Origin of the sequence: Psychrobacter maritimus, assembly GCF_904846345.1 — a bacterium.
Taxonomy (GTDB): domain Bacteria; phylum Pseudomonadota; class Gammaproteobacteria; order Pseudomonadales; family Moraxellaceae; genus Psychrobacter; species Psychrobacter maritimus.
In genome coordinates this window covers 521,461-545,300 of the sequence record NZ_CAJHAJ010000001.1, presented here as the reverse complement: position 1 = coordinate 545,300, position 23,840 = coordinate 521,461, and the positions used below count along the sequence as shown (strand labels likewise).

The window sequence follows — 23,840 nt, the reverse complement described above, 5'->3', positions numbered from 1 at the left end:
GCGACTTTAAAAAACTGCTCAGTTTACTAAGTTAGGTCTATTAAAATTTATCCCAATAAGGGTCATCACCAAAACGCTCGGCGATAAAATCAATGAGATAGCGGCAGCGCTGCGATAAAAAGCGGTTTTTTGGATATACCGCATAGGCATTGAGTGTGGGTAATTGATATTGTTCAAGAATAGGCACAAGCTCCCCTTTAGCCAACCGTTTATAAGCGATAAAGGTTGGAATAAAGACAATACCTTGACCTTTTACCGCTAAGTCTACCAAGAACTCGCCATTAGTGGCTTTGATTTTGGCATCAATGGTGTGGTTGTGTTTTTTCCCTTGGGCGTCCGTCAGGGTAAGCGTGCTTGTTTTACCAAGACCATACTGCAAAAACTCATGTTGTTGTAAGTCTTCTAGGATCGCAGGCGTTCCCATCTTTTCTAAATATTCTGGACTGGCACAAAGTGCGTAACGGATAAGTGCCAAACGTTTGGCCTGATAACTGGAATCTTGTAGCTCTCTGATGCGAATGGCAAGCTCATAGCCTTCTTCAATCAAGTCAACATGGCGATCAGAAAAATCGAGCTCAAAGTTCAAATTGGGATGCTGGTTGGCATATTCATCGATGACATCATTGAGGTGCATCAAGCCAAATGACAATGGCGCAGTCATTTTTAAGGTGCCCTCGATACGCGTTGGCGCGCCACTGGTTTCTTCATTTAGGGCGTCAACTTCGCTGAGTATATTGTTCACCTTTTGGTAATATTGCTCACCAGCCTGGGTTAAGCTTGATTGGCGCGTGGTGCGGCTAATAAGCTGACTGCCCAATCGTGTCTCTAAATCCTTAAGACGGCGGCTAACGGCTGATTTAGCAATATTTAATTGTTCAGCAGCTTTGGTAATGCTGCCTGCTTCGACAATGCGAACAAACATCGCCATGTCTTCTAATTGTCCCATCCTAGCTACCCCATTATTGTTATTTAGCTATTGTTATTTAGCTATTGTTATTTAGCTATTGTTATTTAGCTATTGTTATTTTGCTATATCGTATGATGACCATGATATAAAACGGTTATTTCCCAAGTGTTTTCTTTATCTAAGTATATATTTAATATATCTATTTTATTTAATATTAACGATACAAAAGATAAAAGGCTGAGTTAAAAACCCAGCCTTTTATCAAAAAACCAAATAGTCGAGACTGTGGTCAATCTAAAAGCACTATCTTAAATGGGTAAATTACCCTTATTTAGGGTCTGCTTTTTTAAGGTCTGCTTTTTTACTACCTTCTACCTGAACGACCAGTTTGATGTCTTTCATCATACCGCCATCGGTAAAGGTATTGATGCCCCATTTGGTTCTATCGATAGTGGTTTCAAAATCACCACCACAAGCTTCAGCTTTTAATAAAGGACTGTCATAGCAGTTAAATTTAGTGGCTTTTAAAGTCACTGGATGGGTCTTACCAAGCAGGGTTAAATCACCTTTGACCGCTTTAACTTTATCGCCATCAAATTCCCATTTAGTCGATTTAAAATAAGCGGTTGGATATTCTTTTACGTTAAAGAAATCCGCAGATTTTAGATGGCCGTCAAAAGCTTTAATGCCTGTGCTCAAGCTGCCCATAGGAATCGTAATACCGACAAAGCCTTTTTTCTCTTTAGGGGCGTATTCAAGAATACCCGATAGATTATAGAAGCCACCAGCATTAGTAGTGGTACCAAAATGGTCTACAGAAAAGCGCACGGCGGTATGATGTGGGTCAAGCTCATAAGTCGCAGCGTGACCTAGGGTGCTAAGCAGACCGAGCGTACCGATAGCAGCAAAAGCAAGCGCACGATTGGTTTTTTTAATAGAATTTACAGTGATCATAAATCAATCCTTTTGTTAAGTGAGTAGGTAAAAGCCAGTATATCGTCGAGTAAATATACTGCTTTTTTAATTATCAGCTCAAAGACTGATATTGGTTTAAAATTCTTCGGTTTAAAAGCGCTTCATTTAAAAGCTAGCGTTAAGTATATCTTATATACCAACACAATAAGTGTAGCAAAAAATCATGATATTGGAGGTATGGTATTGGACGTTAGGCAGTATCGAAAAATACTTCTTTCTGTGGCGGCTGATACCTTCTATCAAATACTAACTGTTTTTATCATTGTATCAATAGAACCATTCCTTGATTGTTCTCTAAATAAGAACTCATATTTGTAATTATCACGGTTTATCTATTGATAAGCAACAACTACAATAATGTCGTTGCCTAATCAAACAAAAGTCTTTTAAATAAACACGTTATCTTTAGAAATTTCATACTATTGGAGAATAATCATGGACAAATTACAAGAGCTTAGCGCCCCAATTGGTCGCCTATTTTTATCAATGATTTTTATCTTTTCAGGTTTTACTAAAATTACCGGCTACGCTGCCACTCAAGGTTATATGGAATCGATGGGCGTGCCAGGTATGTTATTGCCTTTGGTCATCGCTGTTGAGTTACTTGGTGGTATCGCCATCCTATTGGGCTTTAAAGCGCGCTTGGTGGCTATATTGATGGCAGGCTTTAGCGTTGTCTCAGCATTGCTATTCCACCAATTCTGGATTGATGAATCACAAATGAACCCCTTTATGAAAAACATCGCAATGGCGGGTGGTTTCTTGATGATTTTTGCCCATGGAGCAGGTGCTTATTCAATTGATCACAGCAACACGCGCAGAATTTAGTATAGTAAAATGCTTAATCCATACGGTTTTATCATCATTCAGGAGTTGCTATGAGCGCATCAATCAACATCGCCCTAGTTATTGGTAGTTTGCGAAAAGAATCCATCAATCGTAAATTTGCCGAATATATCGTGTCGCAGATGCCTGACAGCGTCACTATAAAGGAAGTCCATATCGCAGACTTGCCGCTTTATAATCAAGATTATGATGATAAAACCATTGATAGCTATGAGCGTGTCCGTCAGCAGCTAAAAGACGCTGATGCGGTATTGATTGTCACCCCAGAGCATAATCGCACCATGCCTGCGGCGTTAAAAAACGTCGTGGATATCGGCTCGCGTCCCTATAAAAAAAGTGTCTGGACGCATAAAAAAGTTGCCGTAGTTACGGCATCGCCGGGGAGTTTTGGTGGTATCAATAGTGGGCTTGATGTGCGCAAAAGCATGCAAATGCTCTCGGCGCAACTGATGGTCGATCCAGAAATCCATCTCAGCCGTGCAACCGATAGCTTAAATGAAGATGGCAGTGTTAGCGCCCGCACGCAAAAATTCTTACAAGGCTTTGTAACTGATTTTGTGCAGTTTGCAGGCAAGTCGGGTGGCTAACTCAATCTCTAATAATGCTGGGAATACTAATAATGAAGCTGCTAGTAAAGGTGATAGCCATCAATCAGCTTCATCTGACTCGCAGCCGTTACATTCAAAGCCGCCAAGTTTTTGGCAGCGCCATCAAACGCCCGTGCTATTAACCGTGGTTGGCGGGGCAATTGATACCATTGGTTTTATCACCTTGTTTGGTTTCTTCACCGCTCATGTCACAGGTAACTTGGTGATGGCGGGCAGTGGCTTGGTCAAGGGTGAGGCGGGTCTATGGATTAAGCTTGCCGCCTTACCGTTATTTATTTTGACGGTCATGGTGACCAAGATATTTATTGACCATAGTAAAAATAAACAATTAACGCTGAGCCATTTGTTCCTAGCGGAAGCGTTTTTCTTAACCGCTTTTATGATTGCCGGTCTGTACTATCAACCCTTTGTCGATGCCGGTGATATAACCGTGGCGATAACGGGTGGATTAGGTTTGATTGCGCTGGCGATTCGTAATACTGCCAGCAAGACAGTGATTAAGCATATGAGTCCGACGGTATTGATGACCGGTAATACCACCCAACTTGGTATCAACCTGACCGATTATTTGGTCAATCGCACAGCGGATAATGGCAAAAAACTGGCACACAGCTCAGTATTGGTGTTTAGCTTTTTAGTGGGGGCGTTAGTGGGTGCGCTGTTATATATGCAGCTGAGTTTTTGGGCGGTGGGCTTGTTTGTACTACCCGTACTGTATTTATCAATGAGGGCGCGCAATACAGGGTTTTTAGAGCATATTGCCTAAGCGTTTTTAACTGAATTATTCTAGCGCTTACATTATAGATATTAGAAAACATCGTCCATAAAAAACGCCATACCTGACAGATATGGCGTTTTTTTGCGTGTTAATTAAATGCTTATATTTAGCTAGTTACTGTTTAAGGCGTAGCGTTTTAAGGCGTAGCGTTATGAAAGACCGAGTTGTCTTGGTATTCTGGATGCTTATCGATATAGGCTTTGATGTATGGGCAAATGGGTTTCACTCGCAAGTTTTTCGCTGCCGCATCATCTAGGATAGATTTGGCAAGATAACCTGCAATACCACGGCCACCTAACTCTTCTGGCACTTCGGTATGGGTATAAGCAATGCCTTTTTCACCTTGACTGGTGGTAAAAAACTCATAATCTTCAAAGGCGATATGGCCATCGATATGAATCTCAAAACGCTTTTGCTCTGTATTGTCGATGACTTCGTAGTTTAATGGTGTTTTGTTTGTTGTAGCTGACTTTGCATTCTCTGACATAGTTAAATTTCCTTATATCGTAAGTATGATTAACATCTTATAGACCCAATTTACATTCGTTATCATTACATGAGCGATAGTATCAGTTTATGCTACTAGTTCTGTTATGAATATAAATGGTTCTGTTATGAATATAAATGGTTCTGTTATCCATATATTACGCTATCTTTATGACGTTATTGTTCTAAAAATAAGAATAGTTAATTGCGATTATCGTTGTTTATCTATTAGCTGACAACAATTATAATAGACCCATTGTTTAAGCAAGTTAATTAATAATAAATTTATAGACATTTAACCTATTAATATCTAAGGATAAATTATGAAAACCATCTATCATGCAGCAGACTCTCGTGGCGATGCCAACCATGGCTGGCTCAAAAGCAAGCACACCTTTAGCTTTGCCAATTATCACAATCCAGAACGTATGGGCTTTGGCGCGCTACGTGTCATCAATGATGACTTCGTCATTGGCGGTCAAGGCTTTGGTAAGCACTCACACCGCGATATGGAAATTATCAGTATTCCTCTATCCGGCAAGCTCGGTCACGGCGATAACATCGGTAATAATGGCATCATTGAAACCGGTGAGATCCAAGTGATGTCAGCGGGTACTGGTATCACGCACAGTGAAATGAACGGCGACGATACCGAAGCGGTGAAGTTCCTACAGATTTGGGTTATCCCAAATAAAATGAACGTTGAGCCTCGTTATCAGCAAATCCGTATGGACGATATCCTAAAGCCAAACGAGTTCAATCAAGTATTGTCACCCAATGCGGACGACGCAGGGGTATGGATTCATCAAGATGCTTGGTTTAGCATGGGCGATTTTGATAAAGGTATCACCCAAACTTATGAGCTAAAAAACCCTAATAACGGCGTTTATATCTTTGTCATTAGCGGTAAAGTCGTGGTAAACGGTAACACTTTGGATACCCGCGATGGCCTTGGTGTTTGGGATACTAAGAACTTTACGATGGACGTAGAAGAAGATGCTAAAGTATTGCTAATGGAAGTTCCGATGAGCTTTTAAGCATCCCTGATGCTAAATGTAAAAGGTGCTAAGTTTAAAAGCTGCTAAATTTAAAAGGTGCTGACATTAAGGTGCACTTAAGTTAAAAATAGCATGTTGAGTTAAAAGTAGCGTGGTAGAAATAAAAACATCATTTTGCCACGCTACTTTGATTTTTTTATAGCGTGTTGCCCATTATCTTTACATCACATCCCGTATCACATAATAAGAGGTGAATCATGAGTATCGAAACCCTAGAACCACGTTTGGCCGATGTAGGCGGTATTCCTATCGCGCGTCTATTGCCCAATACAGGCAAAAAACCCATCGGAGCTTGGTGCTTTTTAGATCATGCTGGCCCTGCTGAATTTGGCGAAGATGAGTCAGGCATGCAAGTCGGTCGCCATCCGCATACCAACTTGCAAACCTTTAGCTGGATGTTAAATGGTGAAGTGCTGCACAAAGACAGCTTGGGTAATGAGCAAGTGATTACCAAAAACCAAGTCAACGTCATGACAGCGGGCACCGGTCTAACCCAAGGTATCAGTCATACTGAACAAAGTGTTTTTCCAGATACCGGTGGCTCAGCAGATGCGGCGCGCGGTTTGAGCATGGTACAGCTGTGGATTGCACTGCCAACGGATCAGCAAATCGAGCGTAGTTTCCATCATTATCCAGAGCTACCAACCTGGCGTGAAGATAGTGTCGAGATGATTCTGACCACTGGTAGCTATACCAGCATATCAGGTGAGCGTTATGAAGCGCCAACCATTCAATATTCAAAAATGGTTGGTATCGATGTCTATTTCGTTGAAGACGGTGAGGTCACGCTTAACTTAGAGCCGGGCTTTGAATACGGAATCTTGGTGACAGAAGGACAAATCGAGTCTGAAGGCAAGATTTGTGAGCAAGATCAACTGTTCCGCTTCCATGATAGCGATGTTGCCAATAATAAAAGTATTAAGCTGGTCGCCAAAAAAGGCACGCGTGTGATGTTTATCGGTGGTGAGCCATTAAATAACCAAGTATTACTGTGGTGGAACTTTGTCGCGGACAATAAAGAAGAGATTGAGCAATCTATCATCGACTGGAATAACGGTCATGAGCGTTTTGGTAATGTCGACTCTGATATGAAGCGCTTACCAGCGCCAGAGTTACCTGAAGGCTTTAAAGGTTAATGTCTTTAAAGGTTAATTTAACGGTAAGCTTTATTCGTTAAACTGCCTTTCGAATAGATATGTATCATTAAGTTTTTTTTACAAAAGTAAAGTACGGATTTATCTCAAACGTCCATATAATAATTGAGATTAAAGAGTAGGAGCTTTGAGGTTATTCATTGCCCCTACTGGTTTAACGGTTATTTTCATTGGATTGAAATTCTATTAATCATATGGAGAAATATATATGTCAGACCTAAAAACATTACAGCAATTGGCTGAAAAGCGTCGTTCTATCTATGCATTGAGCAATCAATTGCCAGTATCAAACGATGAAATCGTCAAGTTGGTTGAGCATGCGGTTTTGCATACGCCATCAGCTTTTAACTCACAATCAACGCGTATCGTGGTTTTATTTGGCGATGATCATAACAAGCTTTGGCAAATGACCGAAGATACCTTACGTGATATCGTTGATAATGAAGAGCAATTTGCTGCCACCAAGCAAAAAATGAATGGCTTTAAAGCGGGCGCTGGTACGGTTATGTTCTTTGAAGATCATAGCGTCATCAGAGACATGCAGGCAGCCGCTCCTTTATATGCAGATAAGTTCCCAATTTGGTCGCATCAAACCAGTGCCATGCACCAGTATGTGATTTGGACTGCCTTGGCAAGTATCAATGTCGGTGCCAACTTACAGCATTACAATCCAATCATCGATAAAAAAGTGGCCAACGAATGGAACATCGATGAGCATTGGGAACTAAATGCTCAAATGGTATTCGGTGCGATTGAGCAGCCAGCAGGCGACAAAGAATTTAAGCCCGTTGCAGATCGTATGCAAGTATTTGGCAAATAGTATGTTTTATATTAGCGTATCAAACGTGTGCTAAATAACGGACGTGTTTGATACCTAAGGCGAAAAAGCAGCAAAACCAAAAAAGCGCCATCCGACTATCCGTTGGGTGGCGCTTTTTTTGGTTAAAATGGTTAGAGCAGGATTTTTTAAATATTGAGCTTAAAGATAATGGCAAGAGTGAATCGTTAGGATTGGCTTTTTTTACGACCCATCAAGCTATTAGCTACCCATGCTGGACCAATTAATAAGAACTGTAAATCTTCAAAAAATGATGGTTTTTTACCCTCAATTTTATGACCAATAAACTGTCCAATCCAAGCAACAACAAAGATAGCTGCCCAAACCTTAAAACCCCATGGTAATAACGTCATTACCGATAGGCAAATGAGAATAAAAATACCCATTGCCAAAAACAGCGGCGTTGATAAGCGCATATAGAATATTAATACCAAAGCGCTCATCACCAAGGTAAACCAGACAGAGAGCGACATGCCCATGCCTAATATACTGACAAAAATGGCCGGAACACATAACCAATGGATTTTTTTATTGACTAGATTTTGATGACTGACAGAATACTCACTGAGCCATTGCTCAAGTGTGCGTTTAGACATGCGATTTTGCGACGTACGAGACATACTAACCTCCCTGTTAGTAAATAAATGACGGTTAAGCAATAACAGTCAGCAGATAAATGGAAAACTCTACTAATTCATACCAGTTGTAGCACTAATTAGCCCAATCTGCCATTTTATCTGGTAAACCGCACAGTCAAAGCCTGTTATCTGTTTAACCTCATTTGCCTGTTTTTCAATTTTTCGTCACTTACTAAAATTATCCCTTAACGTACGGGTTTTGCCAATTCTACAGAATCTTGCTCGCTACGATACCACTCATACAGTCCGACAAACGAGTTCACCTGATAAACCATGGTTTGAATAGCAAAGATATAATTGCCCGACATTAAGTTGACGGTCAGCCAAACGAAGTTGGATAAAATCCATAACCACCAATTGAATGAATAACGCAGAATCATCGCTGCCTGCGCGGTGATAGACAGTACAAAGGCAACGACGTTAATCCAAAAGAAAGAGATAATCCCTAAAAATTTACTATTATCATCTTCAACGACCGCATAGCCATAGCTGGCAAGTAAATCATTGACGGTAGGAAATAGCGCCAAACCAATAACCATAAAGGCAATGGTTAATAGCCAAATCCAGCGACTGGCGGATTTGGGTACCATATCGCCATCGGCATCAGTATGCTTTGACCAATAAAAAATCCCATAAAGATGACTGAAAAAGTTAAAGAGCGGCGCGAGCATCAAACCAACTGCGCCAGAGGTTGCTTGGACCACAAATTCCCCTGCGGTCGCTGCCATACCAAAACCATTACCCATGATGTTTTTGCGAAATGATAATGACACCACGCAAATCAAACCAATAAATGATACGGCTAAGTAAAACCAGTCAAGGGTCGTGTGTTCGGTGGTCAGCCAAAAGCCTGCCGACAAGGCAATCACGCCGCAAATAAACCAGATGACAATCCATTGTATCGCCCATTTTCCGGTGATGTTGTCTAGGAGCTGAATACGCATAACGCCTTTTTCCTTAAAGTATAAAAGCTATAATAGATTTTTCTTATTTTTTAGTATGTTGTTTTTGCCATTGCTAATATTTGTCACAATCATTTATTTCTAGCAATCATTTTTGTTTTCGTTTTCTGATACTGTTATTTGCCATAAATAAACTCATCAATAATTAACAAAGCTTGCTTATAGCGGGCATCATAATCGGGTTTATTAATCATATGCGGCTGAATATCATGACGGGCGAAAATATCTAGCAAGCGCTGCTCAAAGCGTCCGCGTGCTTCAGGCGTGCCCAATGAGCGCATGCCATCGTCAACCCATGGCGTATTGTTATCAAGCATGATCGTATGGTCTAAGCGAAACTCATCGATACAAGCAGCCACAAAAGGATGGCTACGACCCTCGTACTCTTCACAAAAAGCCTGAGTGGTGACAAAGTCAGTATCAACAATAGTTACGGGCGCTGTTGCTCTAGCGGCGGCATCACGGATTGCTTGGGCATGATTGAGCGCAATGGGTCCGTAATCGCTGTACTGCAAGCCAATCTCGCTACCACCCAAATCTGTACCGACGTATAGCCGCCCCATCTCTAGCGCGAAGCTAGCTCCATAATAATTGGCAAGCTTATGCACCAAGGTGGTCTTGCCTGAGCTTTCACCGCCAACGATGGCAACGGTTTTGGTATAGTCGCCGCGCACTTGTGGATGCAGCGCCGACCAATGCGCGACCGGATTACGTGCAATCGCATAGGAGTCGAATTCAGGGTGTAAGGAAGTGGTGAGCACTGGCATGATTAGCTGCTCACAAACATCGCTTTGCGCCAATGGGTGATTTTCTGCGACAAACAATACCGTCTCTGCTGGCAACGCTAATGCATCACTCAAGCGTTGCAGCTTGGCATTGCTGGCAGCAATATCTATGATGACATCAGCAAAGCTTTCATGGAGTGGCAGCTCAATCTCAGCAGTGGTATGAATATGGACAAAGGGCAAATCAGCACACGCCATCTGGAGCCAACGCGCTTTATCTTGCAAGGTAATATTAAAGTCTGGATGCGGTGCTGGATGCGCCATAATCACGATATTTAAGGTATTTGCTTGTCCCGCTGCTGCCAATATACTGCGCATCTGTCCTAGATGTAGCGGTTCAAAATGTCCAATCATTAAGCCTGAGTCGTACATAGCTATCCTTACTATTCTAAAAATAATTAATAGACAGTCGTTGTTTTAGTTATTTATCAGCATGGTATAAAGGTTTAAACAGATTTACAGGTAGGTTATTGTAAATTGGCAGTGGTTTATGAGTTTTTTATTGATAAGCAATAGCATCAAGCTATTCATTTTCTTGTCATTATTGAAGATAATTCGCAATTTTTGCTAGTAAATCTATAAGATTCACTGAGCTGTTATCAATCGACGATTACTGAATTTGTAACAAGAATTGTAAGGTAGCAGCAACAAAGTCAATTATGAAACATTTTGAAATAATTATTTAAAATCAGGGGTTTACGAGCAGTTATGAGAGGTTAGGGCAAGCTTAAGTAGCATAAATTCACAAAGCACGTCTACATCCTCAACAGATAGAATAGGAATAGTTGCTATACTGATTCGTAAGTTGAAAAGACTCATATGAATTTAAGAATAGTTTTGAAAAATAATATTCAAAAATAACGATAAATAATAGCTATAAAATAAATATAACCAATATTAAGAGAGGTATTTGATTTGGCTAAGTTAGCAAAATTACATCGCTCACAGAATAATCGCATGATAGCAGGTGTGATGGGCGGTATTGCAGAATATGTCGGCTGGTCGCCAACATGGGTGAGATTGCTATTCGTTGTTATCTCAACGATGAGCGCAGCAGTACCAGGTATTTTGATTTATATTATCCTATGGATAATCATGCCAAAGGCAAGCAATCAGTCGTATCAGTAAGATGCTTCTAAAGTTAAAATTTACTAAAGTACAAAGTTTCTAACGTACAATGAAAGTAAAGTAATCATAGAAAACAAGATTTAAAAAATAAGGCCAATAAAAAAACAATAGCCCCCGAAAAAACAAAAAGCCTGACTCATCAGGATAGCAAAGACATACTTTTCCTCCTGCCCAGATGCTCTGCATTTGGGTATTTTTTTATCTTACTTTTATATCTATAGGCTTAATAACGCCTATCCGGACAGTTTAACGATAAACAAGGCGTATAACTGACGATTTAAGCCCGTGAGATAAATTTAATTGCGGTAAATATAGATAAAATAGTCAATTTTTAGTAAGGTGAGCAGGCAAATAGAGTCGTTGCCGAATAGGCTATACGAGCGCTATCAATATTTTATTTCATAATACTAATTCCACCGTGGCTTTATTACGATGCCCCAAACTATGACAATCCAAACTATGACATCACAAGCGACAACCTCGATGACACAAGAAAAAGACTCTCAACCGATGACGTTTCAAGATCTCATCCTAACCCTACAAAATTATTGGGCTGACAAGGGCTGTGTTATCTTGCAGCCTTACGATATGGAAGTCGGCGCGGGTACTTTTCATACTGCGACATTTTTACGCTCGTTAGGTCCTGAGCGCTGGAATGCCGCTTATGTGCAGCCATCACGCCGTCCAACCGATGGACGCTACGGTGATAACCCGAACCGCTTGCAGCATTACTATCAGTTTCAAGTGGTGCTTAAGCCCAATCCACCCAATATCCAAGAGCTGTATTTAGACTCATTAAGAGCCATTGGTATCGATCCATTGGTGCACGATGTGCGTTTTGTTGAAGACAACTGGGAGTCGCCAACACTAGGTGCGTGGGGGCTTGGTTGGGAGATTTGGCTCAATGGTATGGAAGTCACCCAGTTTACTTATTTCCAGCAAGTGGGCGGTATCGAGTGTTTCCCAGTGACGGGTGAGATTACTTACGGTCTTGAGCGCTTGGCGATGTATGTACAAGGCGTCGATAGCGTTTATGATTTGGTCTGGGCAGATGGTGAGTTTGGTCGCGTCACTTATGGCGATGTTTTCCATCAAAACGAAGTTGAGCAATCGACCTATAACTTTGAGCACGCCGATGTGCCAATGATGGGTCAGATGTTCGACTTTTATGAGCAGCAAGCGGATAAGCTAGTTGCTGAAGGGTTGCCATTACCAGCCTATGAGATGGTGCTAAAAGCCTCGCATGCCTTTAACTTACTCGATGCGCGTGGCGCGATTTCAGTGACCGAACGTCAGCGTTTTATTTTGCGAGTACGTACACTGGCGCGTAAAGTCGCCATTGGTTATGTCGAAGCACGCGCTAAGTTAGGTTTCCCATTGGCTGATGAGGCGCATCGTCAAGCGGCGCTCGATAAGTATTTGCCAAAAGAAGATGAAATAACTGAAAACACAGATGACAATCAAACTACTAATAACAATAAATAGGAGCATCCCATGAGTACTATTCTATTTGAACTGGGGTGTGAAGAATTACCTCCAAAAAGTCTAAAGCCTTTACGTGACGCGCTACAAGCCAGTGTCACTGAGCAATTAAATGAAGCTGATATCACGTTTGATAGCATCAAAGCCTTTGCTGCTCCGCGTCGTTTGGCGATTCAGATTCAGGGTATCAGCGATAAGCAACCTGACCGTAGCGAGCAAAAGCGCGGCCCGGCGATTAAAGCGGCGTTTGATAGCGATGGCAATCCAACCCGCGCGGCAATGGGTTTTGCCAAGGGTTTAGGGATTGAAGCCAGCGAGCTGATAACTATTAACACCGATAAAGGTGATTATGTGGGCTATGAGCAAGTCATTCATGGTCAAGCGACCACTGAGCTGCTACCTGCGATATTCCAAACGGCGCTTGATAATTTGCCAATTGCTAAACGCATGCGTTCAGGCGCAAGCCGCAATGAGTTTGTACGTCCGGTACAGTGGGCGGTATTGATGCAAGATAGCACGGTTATTGATGCCATTATCCAAGGACATCAGACGGGTACGCAAACCCGTGGTCATCGCTTCCATAGCCCTGATTATCATACTATTGCGCACGCCAATGATTATGAGCAACTGCTCGATGGCTTAAAAGTAGTAGCGGATTTTGATAAGCGTCAAATGCTGATTAAAAATCAAGTTAAAGCGCTGGCCGATGAAGTCAATGCTGATGCTATCGTACCGCAAGATTTATTAGATGAAGTAACCGCGTTGGTTGATTTCCCGATTGCGCTGCGAGCAAACTTTGAGGCGCGCTTTTTACAAGTACCGCAAGAAGCGCTTATCTCAACCATGCAAGCCGATCAAAAGTATTTTTGCTTGACCGATAAAGCGGGCAAATTGCAGCCGTACTTTATTTTTATTACCAATATCGAGTCAAAAGACCCCAATCAAATTATTGAAGGTAATGAGAAAGTCGTACGTCCACGTTTGGCCGATGCCGAGTTTTTCTTCTTACAAGACCAAAAGCAGCCATTATTTGCGCTGACAGAAAGCCTTAAAACGCGCGTCTTCCAAGATAAGCTAGGTACGATTTGGGAAAAATCTGAGCGTATTGCGAAACTTGCCGCTTTTATCGCTACTTTAATGCAGCAGCAAGGTCGCGATATTAATGTTGATGAAACGGTACGTGCCGCGATTTTGTCCAAAGCAGATTTGGCAAGCTCGCTCGTCGGTGAATATCCTGAGTTGCAAGGTATCGCAGGTACGTATTATGCGCGCTTAAATGGCGAGCCAGAAGCAGTTGCAGCAAGTTTGGAAGAGCAGTATCTGCCTAAGTTTAGTGGTGATGTGTTACCAAAAACGCCGATTGGTATTTGCTTAGCATTGGCCGACCGCTTAGATACGCTGGTTGGTATTTTTGCCATTGACCAAGCCCCGACAGGTTCTAAAGACCCGTTCAGCTTACGTCGTTCAGCGATTGGTATTTTGCGTATTCTCATTGAAAAGCAGCTGCCAATTAATCTAGTGGCTCTGGTTGAGCAAGCAATTAAAGGCTATAGCACGAGCGATGGCAGCAAGATTGCCAAAATGGGCGATACCTTTACCCAAGTGATGGCGTTCTTAAATTCACGCTATCGTGCCATGTATACCGAGCAAGGCGTTAGCGTCGATACCATTCAAGCCGTGCAAGCGATTAATCCGCATATGCCGCTTGATTTTGATCAGCGTATTCGCGCGGTACAGAGCTTTAGTAAAGTGTCACAAGCTTCAATGTTGGCCGACTCAAACAAACGTGTTGCCAATATTTTAGCCAAGTCAGAAGTGAGCGTTGCTGACAATGTCGATGAAGCGCTATTATCTGAACCTGCTGAGCAAGAGTTATATCAGGCTGTTCAGCAAGCACAAAAGGCGGTTAAACCGCTGCTTGAAACGGCTGACTATACGCAAGTATTGCAAACGCTGGTCAGTTTAGATGCGCCATTGACCCAGTTTTTCGCTGATGTCATGGTCAATAGTGAAGATGCCGCGCTAAAGAACAATCGCTTAGCGCTACTTAAGCAAGTTCGTGCCTTATTCTTAACCGTTGCTGATATCAGTGAGCTGCAGCTATAGTTGGTTCATTATAGTTCGACAGTTATCGTTTTACAGTTATCGTTTTACAGTTATAGCTCAATGACACGCTGAGCATCTATACTTTTGATTTATTAACGACTTAAAAAACTGGCTGCATGTGGCCAGTTTTTTATGCGCTTATTCTGCAGCGTTAAGTTTATAATGTCTTAGACCCTATTCGAAGGAGCACTGCCGTGTTGGCCGTTATTATTGTAATTCTTATTATCTGGGCTGTGATGTGGGGCTTTTATAAGTTTATGTACCCACGCGCACCCAAAAGTATGATGCCAAAAAAAGGCGATGTGACCACGCCGCGTCAGTGTAATTTTTGCGGCAACAGTTTGGCTGAATATCGCGGTGTGTTAGAGACCAAGCCCGTTTCTATGGAAGAGAATTCAGTAGCAGGTTTAGCGGTAAATAGTGACAGTGGTAATGATATGGACAGTAATAAAGAATTATTCTTTTGCAATTATGAGCATCAAGCGGATTTTCACGCCGGTAAGACTTATCAAGCAGATGCCTAACTTGTAAGCCATAAATCGTAAAGCATAAGTAAATAAGATGCTATTTACATTTAAAAAAGCGCTTAGCTTCAATGAGTTAAGCGCTTATCTTTTTAGAATAGCAATTTAATATCGGTACAAGCTTATAAAATAGAATGGGCGTCTTTCATAATTTTATTTAATAAGGCTTCAGACTGCTTGCTTTGCTGCAAACGATCTTCTTCACTTCTTTGGTTGGCGTGGATTTTTTCATATAAGTTCAAGCAGCACAGTACTAAGAGGCTTTCTTGACTGAGGCTTGGCGCATCGCGTTTGAGATCTAACGCATAGTTATTGATATAAGAAACCGCTGAGTGCAGCTCTTCTTGCTCATGCACTGGGCAATAAATTGGATAGGTCACGCCAGCAATCGCCACATCGACCTTTTTAATTTGTGGTTCAGGAGTGCTTGTCGGTTTAGCAGCAGGTCTTGCAGCGCTGCTGTTTACCGTACTGCTATTTGTAGTAGTACTATTTGCACTCGCACTATTTGCACTGGCGCTATTCGCATTATTACTATTTGTATTACTACTATCAGTATTCGAATTATTTGGCATTGGTTTTTGACTGTCTACAGGGTTTGCGCGGTCATCGGTCATGATAAATCCTACAATATATGTCAGTAAAGTGAGTAATTAACTATCACAGCTATAAATATGGTAATGATAAACTTGGCGATTTAATGAATAAAAATTAATTAGCAAAAATAGGCAAGTTACGCGTGATTCATTGCAATCGGTGCCTAACTTTTTTCCTAACTTTCTGCTTAGCTTTCTGCTTGATCAATACGGGTTAAGCGCTTTAATACCACTTGCGTTCGCTCAGCTGCCAGCTCGTTTTTCTTTCTCAAATCGTTATTTTGCTGTTTAATATCGCTGTACTGCTGCTTTAATTCATTATTTTGCTGCTGCAGCTCATTATTTTTTTGTTGTAATTGGCTAATCTGTTTTTGCAAATTATCTTGCTCTTCGCCTATCATGTGATGCGCTTCAGCAAGGTTTTGATAACGCTTATCTAAATCACTCAATTGTTTTTTGGCACCGTCACGCTCTGTATAGCTGCTGTCGAGTTTGGTTTTTAGCGCGGCAAGCTCCTTTGGGTCAGTCATTGGTTGTTGCTTGAGGCTGCTAAGTTCAGCACTGACAAGCTGATACTGTTTTTTGATGTCGAGTACCATTTTTTCTAATATTCTAAGTTGGTCATACATAGTCAGTTTTTATCCTTAACAAGTAAGCGTGAATGAATTTTGTTCTCTGCGTTTAATAATGCCATAGGTGACCGCATAATATCTATATCAACAAAGTAATTGTATGCCGCTTTGTTTCGTGACTGCTATCAATCGCCGCCTTATTCATAACATCGTGCGGCGTTTGTTTATATTTAATACTATTAATCAATAACTAGGACCTCTATTATGAATGATAATATCTCTGGCTGGAATACATGGCTGACTGCGTTTGATGACTGGACTGACGTGTCTATCAGCGAGGTACATGGCTTGATGACAGGGCTGATGACCGCCTGTGATGCGCCTGATGAGCCAGTATGGGCAAAGGTGTTTGAGGAGCTGAGTTTTGCGCCATTACCTGATGAAGCACTAACCTTGTTGACTGAAGAAGCGGAAGACACCGTCTTTCAGTTAAAAGACAAAGACGACGCTTATTCGTATACGCCGCTGGTACCAGATGATGAACATGACTTGTACGAGCGCGTGATTGCGCTGAAACAGTGGGCAAATGGCTTTATGACTGGTTTTGGTATTACTGACTGTGGTCTGAGTAGCGATGAAAACGAGATGCTGTCGGATTTGGCTAAAATCGGCGGGATTCGTTTAGAAGATGACGAAGACTTTGAAGGTGGCGAAGAGTCTTATCTGCATATTTATGAGTTTGCGCGCATGGTGCCAGTGAGCTTTGCTACTCGTAAGCGTAAAGCTGTGAAAGATATTGCCTTGATTGCTGGACTGGCTATCGATGCCAAAACCACCAAAGAGCTACAAGCAGAAGGTAAGTTGCCAAAACCGATGCCGCCAGTGCTTGATGTGATGAATCAAAACCGTCCGTCATAATAAAGACGCCATCGTAAGAAGTAACTATCATAAAAACCAACTGTCATAAAAATTAACTTATCATCAATGCTAGGATTTGCTAAAAAGGTATGATGCTTATTAATAACAGAAGGGAAACTATGATGATTACTGATAATGATATGATTTATTTGCGCCGCTGCATTGAGCTTGCTACGGAAGCATTAGAGGCAGGCGATGCGCCGTTTGGCAGCGTATTGGTCGATGGTGATGGCACTATATTATGTGAAGATCGTAATCGCGCCAATACGGTCGATGCAACCTACCATCCTGAAATTGCCGTGGCAAAATGGGCCGCTCAAAATATGACCCCTGAAGCACGGGCAAAAGCAGTGGTCTATACCTCAGGTGAGCATTGCGCCATGTGCTCAGCCGCGCATGCTTGGGCAGGACTTGGTCGTATTGTTTATATCAGCTCATCAAGGCAGCTAAGCGAATGGATGGATGAGATGGGCGTAACATCGACATCGCCCATCCATTCATTAAGTATTCAAGAAGTTGCGCCGAATGTACCAGTAGATGGTCCGATTGCTGGCTTAGATGAAGAAATTAAAGCCCTGCAACAGCGTTCATTTCAAAAAAGCTCATTAAAAAAGGCTCATTAAAAAGCTGGGTCTTTTTATCTTGTAGTACGATAAGGATGTCTTATGACGGTAATAAATCACAATAAAGGTAAAGAGCAAGCAACGGCTACTGCTAATTATCCCACTGCCAATTATCCCACTGACAGCATTGACTGGCTAACACGGCTGATTGCCTTTGATACGGTCAGTCGGCATTCTAATCTAGCATTAATTGAAGATGTACAAGCTTACTGTGAGCAATTGGGCTTAACAGTAGATTTGACCTTTAATGCAGCCAAAAATAAAGCCAATTTATTTGTTACGGTGCCAGCAGGGGCAAACGCTGACGATGTGAATCATGGTCTGGTGCTATCGGGTCATACCGATGTGGTGCCTGTCGATGGTCAAGACTGGACATCAGAGCCGTTCACAGCGACAATTCGTGGCGACAAGCTATACGGTCGCGGTGCTTGCGATATGAAAGGCTTTATTGCCTGTGCGTTGACGCTATTACCACAAGCGGTAAAACTATCTAATGCAGGCAAGCTACGTCGACCATTGCATTTGGCATTGTCATTTGATGAAGAAGTTGGCTGCTTGGGTGCGCCATTGATATTAGCCGATTTAAAGGCGCGCGGTATTACACCTGATTACTGTATCGTTGGTGAGCCGACCAATATGGCGATGGTGGTGGCACATAAAGGCATCGCGGTTTATCGTTGCCGTGTCCATGGTAAGTCAGCGCATTCGTCATTGACGAAACAGGGTGTCAACGCCATTAGTTATGCCAGTCGTCTGATTGGTTATGTCGATGAATTAGCAGAAGAGATGAGCTATCGCAGTGATAACGATGCCATGTTTGATGTGCCTTATTCGACACTTTCGGTGGGTACGATAAGAGGTGGCACCGCGACCAATATTGTCCCCAATCTGTGTGAATTTACCTTTGACTATCGTAATCTACCGCATATGACGCAAGACGATATCCTTGTACCAATTCAAGCCAAAGTGGCGGAGCTAAACGCACAAATGCAAGCACGCGCACCAGAGACGGGTATTGAGCTGCTGCAAGAAGAAAGTGTCCCAGCGATGACCGATAGCGACAGCGCCGAGCTACAAGCGTTAATAGCCGCACTGACGGGCGATGATACCCGTCATAAAGTTGCTTATGCGACGGAAGGCGGGCAGTTTACCAATGCGGGCATCCCAACGATTATCTGCGGCCCCGGTAGTATTGAGCAGGCACATAAAGCCGATGAGTATGTGGCGCTGAGTGAGATGACACGCTGTGATGAGTTTTTACAAAAGCTGCTAAACAGCTGTGCCAGCAATTGATACAATAAGCAGCAAGCCATTCTTTTGCGATATACATGAGCATAAAATACACCGTCTTTATGGCGGTGTTTATTTTTTCACCATTAAGTATTAACCACTGAGCATTAAGCATTTAAATTTTCTATTAATAAAAAGTAGGGGTTCGTTGATGTCTTGGCATCTGTTTGCGGTATTTTTTGCAAGTACGTTTTTTATTTCAGCGACCCCTGGGCCGAATATGCTGCTGGCATTCCAGTATGGTATGAATTATGGCGTGAAGCGCACCTTATGGACACTGGCAGGTCTGAGTTTGGGTTTGTTTTTACTGCTTCTCTCGACCTTACTTGGCTTAGATGTAATCAGTCGCCAATCGCCTTGGGTGCTAACTGTTATCAAAGCTGTGGGTGCCGCCTATTTAATCTATTTGGGCATCAGCTCGTGGCGCGATGCTGGTGATAGTAGTTTGATGAGCGATGCCCGCGAAATGGGCGAGGAGGTCGCGGCTGACTATCCTGATACGATGTCAGCTGTGACTGATAAAACAACGCCGCAGCCGCGCTCACTATCTAGTGCGGCAGTCAAAGTATCGCCGAGCAATATGACCTTATTTCGTACCGGTATTTGGGTGTCGCTGTCTAATCCAAAAGCGATCTTGTTTTTTGCCGCGTTTTTCCCTAAATTCATCAATTTTAGTGCGCCGCTATGGCCACAATATATTTTATTAACGGCAGGGTTGTTCTTAAGTGAGACGATTTGGCAAATCGTTTATACATTGGGCGGTACAAAGCTGGCAAGTTGGCTCGATGTTGGCAATCGCTTAGCGTGGTTAAATCGTGCGTGCGGGGTAATCTTTCTTTTAATTGCCGCGGCGTTATTGGCTGAAGTATTAAATGGTTTTATGGTTTAAACGTCTTTGTCAGCAATTTAGCAAGCATTGTACTTATATACTACAGCTCCTTATTAAAAACTGATAATTATAGAGGTTTTATATAAAGGATATTTCGTAAAAAACAAAATTGTAATGCAGTTTTTTACGATTCGCAAGGTTTAGATAACCAACTTATAGGGATTTATACCAACAAAGTATCTATCTCAAGTCGATGGGTTACATTTTATCGGTACTGTCCACATGAGCTTGAAAAAATAACTCATTCTAAGGCTAACACTCTATGTATAATCGTAAAATAAAATTAGCATCGAGTAGTATATCGATAAATGTCCAGTTATTATAAGTTATTTTTTTGACTTAGATTAATAAACGGAGAAAACCATGAATGATAGTCCTGATGCTAACCAACCATTCAGCTTAGAAACGCTGCTAGACTTTGATATGCAAGAAGAATTAAAAGATAAAAATCTTTGCAAAGTACGCACAGTAACTACATTTATCAATTTAGATTTGGACATGACAACATGGCATGCTGTGTTGGAAGAGGCTATTAAGCACTGTGAAAAAATAGTCGCAGGTTTAGATAATGAAGGCTATACCGTACAATCAATACGTATAGTAACCAACCCGTTTGGTGAGTATCTAGATACTTCAAAGGTGTTAACTGCTGCCACTGGATTGGCTACCATCACTGATATTTTAGCGACGCTCAATAAAGGTAAAAATGGTCTGCGGGTTCGCTTTGCAATAGGAGAGGCTAAGACAGCACAAGAAATTAGCATTTTGCCCGAGCTTATCGCTCAATATGGTGATTTGTGCAATGCTTGTGTGAATGTCACCGCTAATGATATCGGTATCTTAGATAATGCATTGATTGAGCAATGTGCGAGAGCGGTACAAAATATTGCTAAACTCACACCTAGAGGGGAAGGTAATTTCAACTTTACGGTAAATTTTAACTGTGATGAATTTATTCCTTACTTTCCAGCGAGCTATCATAGCGGTGAGGTGAATAAAGGCTTCGTTATTGGTCTTGAAACGCCTGATTTATTGGTAAAAACTTTGCAGCAGGTACGTAAGCAATCCAGCTTTGATTCTGCTAGTTATCAGCAACGTCAGCGCATTGCCTTTGATGCTTTGAGCGTAGCATTACAGTATCATATCGATAATGTCGATAGCTGCGTGAAACGACTTAACGCAGCCTCAGGGTGGAATTATCTAGGTATGAACACTTCACCCGCACCTTCTAAAGATTGTCATTCAATGGTTAAGGTTTACAAACTGCTTGGCGTTCCCTATTTTGGCGCTTCGGGTACGGTTGAAATATCGGCTTTATTAACGAAAGTTTTTAAATCTATTACAGGTATCGATATTATTGGGTTTTCAGGATTGATGTTGGCAGTCACTGAGGATAAAGGATTAGCGCAAGCCACTATCGATAATGAGTTTGACATACCTATGTTATTAACCAATAGCGCTGTCTGCGGCATTGGTCTTGATACAGTTCCTATTCCGGGGGATACACCTATCGATAAACTATGTGCCTTGATGCGAGATACGGGCACTATGGCTTATCGATTAAACAAACCTTTGACGGTCAGAGTGTTTCCGATACTAGAGCTTAAGGCTGGTGATATGACTCAATTTCAGAGTAGCGACTTATGTAATTGCGCTGTATTAGCTGTGCCTTGAATTTAAGCACTAGTATTTATGATTTGTAACATCTATCTCGTTGAATCAGGGGGTTACGTTTTATTGGTACTCTTTACATGAGACTGAAAAAATAAACTCACCTACAAAGCCAAATAAAAAAGCCGCTCCCTACTTAAATAGAGAGCGGCTTTTTTATTTATACAGTTTTTTATAAAGGGTTAAGCCAATACCTCAACCAGCTCGCCTTTTACCATATGCGGGCTGACAAAATCGGTAATACGTACACTAACGATTTTACCCAGTAGTTCATCTACTTTATCAACGTCAAAAGGGAACATCACGGTACGGGTATTGTCCGCTGTGCCAATTAAGCAATCAGGATGACGATTGGCCACTTGCTCGACCAAGACGCGAGTCGTAGTGCCGACCATTTCATGGGTTTTGGCAAGGGTTGAATCGATAATAACCTGTTGAAATTCTGCCAAGCGCGCTTTTTTAGTTTTGAAGCTCACATCATCCGGCAACTCTGCCGCTGGCGTGCCCGGACGCTTCGAATAAATAAAGCTATAAGAGTGATCGAAGTTTAACTCTTTTGCTAGGTTTAAAGTATCTTGGAAGTCTTGCTCCGTCTCACCGGGGAAGCCAATGATAAAGTCGCTCGACAAGTGAATATCAGGGCGAATGGCTTTAAGCTTATTAATCTGATTGATATAAACATCAATGGTATGGTTACGCTTCATCGCCGCCAAAATAGCGTTTGAACCACTCTGAACCGGTAGATGCAGGTGTGATACCAGCTCTGGCAATTGCGCATAAGCGTCAATGATATCATCGGTAAACTCAAGCGGATGACTGGTGGTATAACGAATACGCTCGACGCCATCGACGTGCGACACATAATGCAGCAATTCTGCGAAACGGCAAATACTGCCATCGTCTTTTTCGCCGCGATAGCCATTGACGTTTTGACCAAGTAGGTTAATCTCGCGCACGCCTTGGGCGGCTAAGCTGTCAATTTCAGCCAATACATCATCAAGCGGACGTGATAATTCTTCACCGCGGGTATAAGGCACGACGCAAAATGAGCAATATTTTGAGCAGCCTTCCATAATAGACACAAAAGCCTTATAACCTTCTACTCTTGGTTCTGGCAGAAAATCAAACTTTTCAATACTTGGAAATGACACATCCACTGTACCAATACGATTTTTAGGTGAGATTTCACGCTGCTCGTGCGATTGGTCATACAGCTCTGGCAAACGGTGCAAAGTTTGTGGACCAAACACCATATCAACATAAGGCGCGCGTTTTTGGATATTATCGCCTTCTTGTGAGGCGACGCAACCACCAACACCGATGACTAAGTCAGGACGTTTTTCTTTCAATTTGCGCCAGCGACCCAATTCTGAAAAGACTTTTTCTTGCGCTTTTTCGCGAATTGAGCAGGTATTCATTAATAGAACATCGGCTTCGTCGATATCGTGGGTGACTTCCATACCATGTGAATCACCAAGTACGTCGAGCATTTTGCCAGAGTCATAGACATTCATCTGACAGCCTTGGGTGGTGACAAAGACTTTTTTTGGTGCGCCATTAACTGGTGCTTGGGCTATTGGTTTTTGGATAGAGTTTGGCGCTTTGAGTGCCGTAACGGCAGGCGCAGTAACCGTTGTGTCAACAGCAGCGTCATCGATGCGGGGATTAAATACAGTAACACTCATAAGCGAAGTCCATGATTGACTAAAAATATAGCGGGGTAGGCGATTAACTGGTGGCGTATTTTATCACAACCCCGCCCCAATGTGAAAAGTTAGCGTACGCTTATCGGGATAATTATGCTAGATTATTTATAATAGTATCAAATGCTTACCTAGTATTATTCAGTAATAAATGCTATTAATTACGATTGTCACTGTTTTAAGCGTCGTAGCACCTCCGTGTTACGCAGGGCTATCCGATTTATTAACGAAAAGTAAAGCTTATGGTTGAATGTGCAACGAGTATAGTATGATGAAAGTAAGCGTAGCTGCACTATTGTTTAA

At 42.0% G+C, this 23,840-nt stretch carries 24 protein-coding genes; 15 read left to right on the top strand and 9 right to left on the bottom strand.

Features of this window, described 5'->3' with window-relative positions:
• Positions 1-40: 40 nt before the first annotated feature.
• Positions 41-946: a LysR family transcriptional regulator gene (locus JMX50_RS02210; protein ID WP_201628252.1), complete on the bottom strand. Its 906-nt coding sequence runs from the start codon at positions 944-946 to the stop codon at positions 41-43.
• A gap of 288 nt (positions 947-1,234) precedes the next feature.
• Positions 1,235-1,861, bottom strand: a complete 627-nt coding sequence (locus JMX50_RS02205) for a YceI family protein (RefSeq protein WP_201628251.1) — start codon at positions 1,859-1,861, stop codon at positions 1,235-1,237.
• Between the two features lie 456 nt (positions 1,862-2,317).
• Here JMX50_RS02205 and JMX50_RS02200 point away from each other — a divergent pair, with 456 nt between their 5' ends.
• The 3 genes from JMX50_RS02200 to JMX50_RS02190 all read left to right on the top strand — a co-directional run bounded on the left by JMX50_RS02200 (position 2,318) and on the right by JMX50_RS02190 (position 4,102).
• Positions 2,318-2,710, top strand: a complete 393-nt coding sequence (locus JMX50_RS02200) for a DoxX family protein (RefSeq protein WP_201564846.1) — start codon at positions 2,318-2,320, stop codon at positions 2,708-2,710.
• 50 nt (positions 2,711-2,760) lie between these two features.
• Positions 2,761-3,315, top strand: coding sequence for an NADPH-dependent FMN reductase (locus JMX50_RS02195; RefSeq protein WP_201628250.1), 555 nt, complete (start codon positions 2,761-2,763; stop codon positions 3,313-3,315).
• Between the two features lie 133 nt (positions 3,316-3,448).
• Positions 3,449-4,102 carry a YoaK family protein gene (locus tag JMX50_RS02190; RefSeq protein ID WP_201628353.1) on the top strand — a complete coding sequence of 218 codons (654 nt, stop codon included), beginning with the start codon at positions 3,449-3,451 and terminating at the stop codon, positions 4,100-4,102.
• A gap of 148 nt (positions 4,103-4,250) precedes the next feature.
• Here JMX50_RS02190 and JMX50_RS02185 read toward each other — a convergent pair whose 3' ends face one another.
• The gene (locus tag JMX50_RS02185; RefSeq protein WP_201628249.1) at positions 4,251-4,601 is read right to left on the bottom strand and encodes a GNAT family N-acetyltransferase; all 351 of its coding nucleotides are present in this window, start codon (positions 4,599-4,601) and stop codon (positions 4,251-4,253) included.
• Between the two features lie 322 nt (positions 4,602-4,923).
• On the opposite strand from JMX50_RS02185, the gene JMX50_RS02180 reads away from it, so the two are divergent.
• From JMX50_RS02180 to JMX50_RS02170, 3 genes are all read left to right on the top strand, one after another.
• A complete protein-coding gene (locus JMX50_RS02180; protein WP_201564843.1) occupies positions 4,924-5,637 on the top strand; it encodes a pirin family protein in 714 nt (237 codons plus the stop codon).
• Between the two features lie 218 nt (positions 5,638-5,855).
• Positions 5,856-6,794: a pirin family protein gene (locus JMX50_RS02175; RefSeq protein WP_201619181.1), complete on the top strand. Its 939-nt coding sequence runs from the start codon at positions 5,856-5,858 to the stop codon at positions 6,792-6,794.
• A gap of 226 nt (positions 6,795-7,020) precedes the next feature.
• Positions 7,021-7,632: a nitroreductase family protein gene (locus JMX50_RS02170; RefSeq protein WP_201564841.1), complete on the top strand. Its 612-nt coding sequence runs from the start codon at positions 7,021-7,023 to the stop codon at positions 7,630-7,632.
• Between the two features lie 185 nt (positions 7,633-7,817).
• On the opposite strand, the gene JMX50_RS02165 is transcribed toward JMX50_RS02170, so the two are convergent.
• The 3 genes from JMX50_RS02165 to nadR all read right to left on the bottom strand — a co-directional run bounded on the left by JMX50_RS02165 (position 7,818) and on the right by nadR (position 10,407).
• On the bottom strand, positions 7,818-8,270 hold the full coding sequence (locus JMX50_RS02165; RefSeq protein ID WP_201625510.1) for a DUF962 domain-containing protein: 453 nt from the start codon (positions 8,268-8,270) through the stop codon (positions 7,818-7,820).
• Between the two features lie 203 nt (positions 8,271-8,473).
• Positions 8,474-9,232 carry a nicotinamide riboside transporter PnuC gene (pnuC, locus tag JMX50_RS02160; protein WP_201628248.1) on the bottom strand — a complete coding sequence of 253 codons (759 nt, stop codon included), beginning with the start codon at positions 9,230-9,232 and terminating at the stop codon, positions 8,474-8,476.
• Between the two features lie 134 nt (positions 9,233-9,366).
• Positions 9,367-10,407 (bottom strand): multifunctional transcriptional regulator/nicotinamide-nucleotide adenylyltransferase/ribosylnicotinamide kinase NadR, encoded by a 1,041-nt coding sequence (gene nadR, locus JMX50_RS02155; RefSeq protein WP_201628247.1) that lies wholly within the window; start codon positions 10,405-10,407, stop codon positions 9,367-9,369.
• A gap of 543 nt (positions 10,408-10,950) precedes the next feature.
• Between nadR and JMX50_RS02150 the strand changes: the two genes are divergently transcribed.
• From JMX50_RS02150 to JMX50_RS02135, 4 genes are all read left to right on the top strand, one after another.
• Positions 10,951-11,163, top strand: coding sequence for a PspC domain-containing protein (locus tag JMX50_RS02150; protein WP_201564837.1), 213 nt, complete (start codon positions 10,951-10,953; stop codon positions 11,161-11,163).
• 510 nt (positions 11,164-11,673) lie between these two features.
• Positions 11,674-12,648, top strand: coding sequence for a glycine--tRNA ligase subunit alpha (glyQ, locus tag JMX50_RS02145; RefSeq protein ID WP_201564889.1), 975 nt, complete (start codon positions 11,674-11,676; stop codon positions 12,646-12,648).
• 9 nt (positions 12,649-12,657) lie between these two features.
• Positions 12,658-14,751 carry a glycine--tRNA ligase subunit beta gene (gene glyS / locus JMX50_RS02140; protein ID WP_201628246.1) on the top strand — a complete coding sequence of 698 codons (2,094 nt, stop codon included), beginning with the start codon at positions 12,658-12,660 and terminating at the stop codon, positions 14,749-14,751.
• A 194-nt stretch (positions 14,752-14,945) separates the two neighbouring features.
• On the top strand, positions 14,946-15,275 hold the full coding sequence (locus tag JMX50_RS02135) for a hypothetical protein (RefSeq protein ID WP_413786802.1): 330 nt from the start codon (positions 14,946-14,948) through the stop codon (positions 15,273-15,275).
• 122 nt (positions 15,276-15,397) lie between these two features.
• On the opposite strand, the gene JMX50_RS02130 is transcribed toward JMX50_RS02135, so the two are convergent.
• Both JMX50_RS02130 and JMX50_RS02125 read right to left on the bottom strand, forming a co-directional pair.
• The gene (locus tag JMX50_RS02130; protein ID WP_201628245.1) at positions 15,398-15,892 is read right to left on the bottom strand and encodes a cell division protein ZapA; all 495 of its coding nucleotides are present in this window, start codon (positions 15,890-15,892) and stop codon (positions 15,398-15,400) included.
• Positions 15,893-16,059: 167 nt separating this feature from the next.
• Positions 16,060-16,500 (bottom strand): hypothetical protein, encoded by a 441-nt coding sequence (locus tag JMX50_RS02125; RefSeq protein WP_201628244.1) that lies wholly within the window; start codon positions 16,498-16,500, stop codon positions 16,060-16,062.
• Between the two features lie 207 nt (positions 16,501-16,707).
• Between JMX50_RS02125 and JMX50_RS02120 the strand changes: the two genes are divergently transcribed.
• From JMX50_RS02120 to JMX50_RS02100, 5 genes are all read left to right on the top strand, one after another.
• A complete protein-coding gene (locus tag JMX50_RS02120; protein ID WP_201564833.1) occupies positions 16,708-17,361 on the top strand; it encodes a UPF0149 family protein in 654 nt (217 codons plus the stop codon).
• Positions 17,362-17,483: 122 nt separating this feature from the next.
• Complete coding sequence (locus tag JMX50_RS02115) at positions 17,484-17,984, top strand: nucleoside deaminase (protein WP_201628243.1); 501 nt, start codon at positions 17,484-17,486, stop codon at positions 17,982-17,984.
• Between the two features lie 42 nt (positions 17,985-18,026).
• The gene (gene argE, locus JMX50_RS02110; protein WP_227670863.1) at positions 18,027-19,277 is read left to right on the top strand and encodes an acetylornithine deacetylase; all 1,251 of its coding nucleotides are present in this window, start codon (positions 18,027-18,029) and stop codon (positions 19,275-19,277) included.
• Positions 19,278-19,425: 148 nt separating this feature from the next.
• The gene (locus JMX50_RS02105) at positions 19,426-20,163 is read left to right on the top strand and encodes a LysE family translocator (RefSeq protein WP_201564831.1); all 738 of its coding nucleotides are present in this window, start codon (positions 19,426-19,428) and stop codon (positions 20,161-20,163) included.
• A gap of 363 nt (positions 20,164-20,526) precedes the next feature.
• A complete protein-coding gene (locus JMX50_RS02100) occupies positions 20,527-21,837 on the top strand; it encodes a DUF711 family protein (protein WP_201628242.1) in 1,311 nt (436 codons plus the stop codon).
• Between the two features lie 179 nt (positions 21,838-22,016).
• Here the strand turns inward: JMX50_RS02100 and miaB are convergent, their stop codons facing one another.
• Positions 22,017-23,519, bottom strand: a complete 1,503-nt coding sequence (gene miaB, locus JMX50_RS02095; RefSeq protein ID WP_201628241.1) for a tRNA (N6-isopentenyl adenosine(37)-C2)-methylthiotransferase MiaB — start codon at positions 23,517-23,519, stop codon at positions 22,017-22,019.
• Positions 23,520-23,840 lie beyond the last annotated feature (321 nt).